The sequence below is a fragment of the Sulfitobacter sp. HI0129 genome (assembly GCF_001635395.1).
In the GTDB taxonomy this organism is placed as follows: Bacteria; Pseudomonadota; Alphaproteobacteria; order Rhodobacterales; family Rhodobacteraceae; genus Sulfitobacter.
In genome coordinates, this window is sequence record NZ_LWGH01000447.1 from 1 (window position 1) to 4,398 (window position 4,398).

General features: G+C 63.5%; 5 protein-coding genes. 2 read left to right on the plus strand and 3 right to left on the minus strand.

What is annotated here, in order from left to right; all coding sequences use genetic code 11:
• Together A3764_RS12170 and A3764_RS12175 are read left to right on the plus strand one after the other, a co-directional pair.
• A partial coding sequence (locus A3764_RS12170) for an SDR family oxidoreductase (protein WP_150122155.1) occupies window positions 1-342 on the plus strand: 342 nt, incomplete at its 5' end.
• A 15-nt stretch (window positions 343-357) separates the two neighbouring features.
• Complete coding sequence (locus A3764_RS12175; RefSeq protein ID WP_067920690.1) at window positions 358-729, plus strand: VOC family protein; 372 nt, start codon at window positions 358-360, stop codon at window positions 727-729.
• Window positions 730-807: 78 nt separating this feature from the next.
• Here A3764_RS12175 and A3764_RS12180 read toward each other — a convergent pair whose 3' ends face one another.
• The 3 genes from A3764_RS12180 to A3764_RS12190 form a co-directional block, all read right to left on the minus strand.
• A complete protein-coding gene (locus A3764_RS12180) occupies window positions 808-1,689 on the minus strand; it encodes an acyl-CoA thioesterase (RefSeq protein WP_067920692.1) in 882 nt (293 codons plus the stop codon).
• 11 nt (window positions 1,690-1,700) lie between these two features.
• On the minus strand, window positions 1,701-3,653 hold the full coding sequence (locus tag A3764_RS12185) for an acetoacetate--CoA ligase (protein ID WP_067920694.1): 1,953 nt from the start codon (window positions 3,651-3,653) through the stop codon (window positions 1,701-1,703).
• The coding region (locus A3764_RS12190) for a serine hydrolase domain-containing protein (protein WP_150122156.1) at window positions 3,653-4,398 on the minus strand (746 nt) is incomplete at its 5' end. The genes A3764_RS12190 and A3764_RS12185, both read right to left, overlap by 1 nt.

Sequence of the window (4,398 nt, forward strand, 5' to 3'; positions counted from 1 at the left end):
GGAAGCGCCCCCTACGGCGTGACCAAACACGCGGCCGTCGGCCTCGCCGAATGGTTGGCGATGACCTATGGCGATCAGGGCATCAAGGTCTCGGTACTCTGCCCCCAGGCCGTGCGGACGGAAATGACCCGCGGCCACGAAGACCACGTCGCCGCCATCGACGGCATGATGGAACCCGAACCCGTGGCCGAAGCCTGCGTGCAGACGATCCGGGATGAGACCTTCCTCGTGCTGCCGCACAAGGAAGTGCTGGGCTACATGCGCGCCAAGACGGAGAACTACGACCGCTGGATCGGCGGCATGCGCAAACTCAATCGCCGCTACGGCAATTTTGACACCTGATAAGGAAATGACCGAATGATCGGATATGCAACCGTCGGCGTCGCCGACATGGAAAAGGCCAAGGCGTTCTATTGCGCGCTTTTCGAAAGCGAAGGCGCGAAACTGGGCACCGATCTGGGCCGCATCGCCTTTATCGGCACCGCCCGCGACAAGCCCATGATCGCTGTCTGCACACCCTACAACGGCGAAGCACCCGAACCGGGCAACGGCAACATGGTTGCCTTTCCGGCACGGGACAAGGAAACCGTGGACAAGCTTTACAACAAGGCGATGGAGCTTGGCGCCAGCGACGAAGGCGCACCGGGCCAGCGCATACCGGACCGGTTCTACGGCGCCTATGTCCGCGACCCGGACGGCAACAAACTGTGTTTCTTCGTCTTCGGATGAGGTGGACGGGCAGCGGCAACCTGTCACGCCGCTGCCCGGATAATCAAATGGGGACCCGTTCTTCTCTGAACCCCGGCTTTAGCTTGCGCCTTTAGCACGAAGCGGGCGCATCAGCCCCTCCTGCGCCACACTCGCGACGAGGGTGCCGTTCTGGTTGTAGATCGAGCCGCGGTTGAACCCCCGCGCCCCCCCGGTAAAGGGCGCATCGAGTTCGTAGAGATGCCAGTCCTCGAAGTTGATCGGGGCATGAAACCACATGGCGTGATCAAGGCTGGCGGTCATGACCTTGCCCTGAAACCACGTCAGCCCGTGGGGCCGCAGTGACGATCCCAGAAGATTCATGTCCGACGCATAGGCCAGCAGGCAATGCTGCATCCGCGGGTCCTGCCCTTTGGCCGCCTGCATCCTGAACCACAGATAATTGTGGTCATCCGCCTTTTCGGGGTCGAAGAAATCGCGCGGCTCGACCTCGCGGATGTCGATGGGCCGGTCGCGCAGGAAATCCTCGCGGTACTTTTCGGGCAACCGCTCGACGTGCTGGGCGCGCAATTCCGGCCGGTCCGGCCAATGCTCGGGGCCGGCGACGCGTGGCATGGCGTGCTGATATTCCCAGCCGTCCTCTTCGATCTGGAAGGAGGCGGAGAAGTTGAAGATCTGCTTGCCGTGCTGGATCGCCACCACGCGGCGAGTGGTGAAACTGCCGCCGTCGCGGGATCTGTCCACCTGGTAGATCACCGGAATCTTGGGGTCGCCGGGGCGGATGAAATAGGCATGCAGCGAATGGCAAAGCCGGTCGGACACCGTGCGATAGGCCGCCATCAGTGCCTGCGCGATGACATGGCCCCCGAAAATGCGCGTCGTGGTCTCTCCACCGGAGCCGACGCCCCGAAACAGGTCGACCTCCAACTGTTCGATATCGAGAAGCTGCAACAGTTCGCGGGCGGCGTCATCGGTGCTCATGGCGGGTCTTTCTAGGCAGTGGCGCGCCGGTTCGCGTAATCCACGAAGAAATCGAAGCTGTCCGGGTTGGCCATCGAATCCCGATTGACCACCCGTTCCGGATCCCCACCCAACAACAGCTTTTTCACCGGAACCTCAAGCTTCTTGCCCGAAAGGGTGCGCGGCACCTCTGCGATCTGCACGATCTCGTTGGGCACGAAGCGGGCAGAGACATCGCGCCTGATGGCGCCGTTGATCTTGTCCTTCAGCGCGGCGTCCAGCGTCTGACCCTCGGCCAGCACGACGAAGAGTGGCATGAAGCTTTCGCGGCCAAGGTATTCAAGATCGATCACCAGCGAATCCATCACCTCGGGGAGGCCTTCCACCGCCTGGTAGATCTCCGCGCTGCCCAGACGCAGGCCCTTACGATTGATCGTGGCGTCGGAACGCCCGTAGATCACGCTGGCGCCCTTTTCGTCGATCATGATCCAGTCGCCATGCCGCCAGATGCCGGGGTAGGTATCGAAGTAACTGTCGTGTAGCCGGCTGCCGTCCTCGTCGCCCCAGAAGAACAGAGGCATGGACGGCAACGGTTCGGTACAGACCAACTCGCCCACCTCGCCGATCAGTTCATTCCCCTCGGGGTCGAAGGCCCGCACCGCGTTGCCAAGCGCGCGGCACTGCATTTCGCCCGCGCGCACCGGCATCATCGGATTGCCCAGTACGAAGGCCCCCGACAGGTCCGTCCCGCCGGAGATCGGGGCCAGCCAGACATCCTGCTTCACGTCCCGGTAAATCCAGTCATAGGCATCGGCACTAAGCGGCGAGCCGGTCGCGCCCAGCGATTTCAACGCAGACAGGTCCACCTCTTCCCGGGGGGTGATCCCCGCCTTCATGCAGGTGCTGAAAAATGCCGCGCCCGCGCCGAAGTAATCCAGCCGTTCATCCGCGACAAAGCGCCAGACGACCCCCATGTCGGGATGGTTCACCGCCCCGTCGAACATGGCCACGGTGGCCCCCTGCCCCAGTGCCATCCACTGCGAATTCCACATGATCCAGCCCGAAGACGTCAGCCAGCAATAGCGGTCCCCCGGGCGCACATCCTTGTGCAGGGACTGTTTGCAGCCCTCCAGCACGATCCCGCCGTGGCCGTGCACGATGGGCTTCGGGTTCCCCGTGGTGCCTGAGGAATAGACGATCCAGAGCGGGTGTTCGAAAGGAACCTGCGCGCTTTCATAAGCCACGTCGGTCTGGGTGAGCGAGTCCCAGGCCACATGCCCCGCCGGCAATTCGCCCACGACAGGCACCGTGACGAACTGACCGACGCTGGGCAAACCGGCCGCGATTTCCGCCAGTATGTCCTGCCGGTCGATCATCTTGCCCGCATGGACATAGCCGTCCTGCGCGATGAGCACCTTGGGCTGGATCTGGCTGAACCGGTCGAGGATCGCGACATGCCCCATATCGGGCGCGCAGAGCGACCAGACCGCACCGATGCTGGCCGTCGCCAGAAAGGCGATGAGCGCGGTTTCCGTATTTGGCAGGATAGCGACCACCCGGTCGCCTTCCTCCACGCCCATCTGGCGCAGATGATGCGCCACGCTGGCCACCTGCGCGCGCAACGCGCCCCAGGTCATTTCACACCGCCCGAAGGTTTCCGACTGCAACACCAGCGCAGGCGTATCCTCCCGGCCCGCCACGTGCTTCATGATCTGGTCAGTGTAGTTGAGCCGCATTCCCGGGCCCCAGACCGCACCGGGCATCTGCCGCTTCGCCAGCACCCGCTCCCACGGCTGGCTGGCGCGCAGATCGAAAAATTCCCAGATCGCGGACCAAAAACCTTCGAGGTCGTCGATGCTCCAACGCCACATCTCGTTGTAATCGGCAAAGCTGAGGCTGCGCTCCTTCTCCAGCCAGCGCATGAACTCAGCCAGTGTCGAGGCTTCGGCGCGTTCCGGCGTGGGCGTCCAGAGGATCTGGGTCATTACTTTAGTGCTCCGTGGACCAATGCCTTCAACTCGGGCCGCGCAGGGTAGGAGCTGGAAGGCGACAACTGGGTAAAGAAGATCACCGACAGGTCGAACACCGGATCGATCCAGAAAAACGTCGAGGCCATGCCGCCCCAGCTGAAATCGCCGATGCTGCCCGGGGCGCGGGCGCGGCCCGGGTCGAGCACCACGGCACCGCCGAGGCCAAAGCCCATACCCTCCATCGGCTGTTCGGCAAAACTAGCCGGCCCCATGGAGGCGATCTCCCCCCGCAGGTGGTTGCGCATCATGAAGCGGAGCGTGGCGGGCGACAGAAGCCCCGCCCCGCCGGTGCGCAGCATCTCGGTGAACTTCAGGTAATCGTCGATGGTCCCCACCAGACCGCCGCCGCCCGATTGCATCTTCGATCCGCGGTATGGCGTCCGGTGCACGTGATCGACCATGCGCAGGGTCTCGCCCCCCTGTTTCGCCTCGTTCAACCCGAAGGCACTGCCCGCAAGCGGCGTATAAAGTGCGGCAAAGCGGTCCTCCATCTCCTGCGGCAGGGCGAACGCGGTTTCCTTCATGCCGAGGGGGGCGAATATCTCTTCCTCGAAAAAGTCGGCGAGCGACTTGCCGGAGACGACTTCGACCACCCGCCCGATCACGTCGATGCCTACCGAATATTCCCAGCGGCTGCCGGGCCGGAAGGCCAGCGGCAGGGCGGCCACCCGGTCCACCATGGGAGCGAGCGTATCGGGGC

Bases quoted from the DNA above. Each gene is read 5' to 3' on its own strand.
- A3764_RS12180 (WP_067920692.1), bottom strand. From the start codon at position 1,689: ATGAGCACCGATGACGCCGCCCGCGAACTGTTGCAGCTTCTCGATATC.
- A3764_RS12185 (WP_067920694.1), bottom strand. From the start codon at position 3,653: ATGACCCAGATCCTCTGGACGCCCACGCCGGAACGCGCCGAAGCCTCG.
- A3764_RS12175 (WP_067920690.1), top strand. From the start codon at position 358: ATGATCGGATATGCAACCGTCGGCGTCGCCGACATGGAAAAGGCCAAG.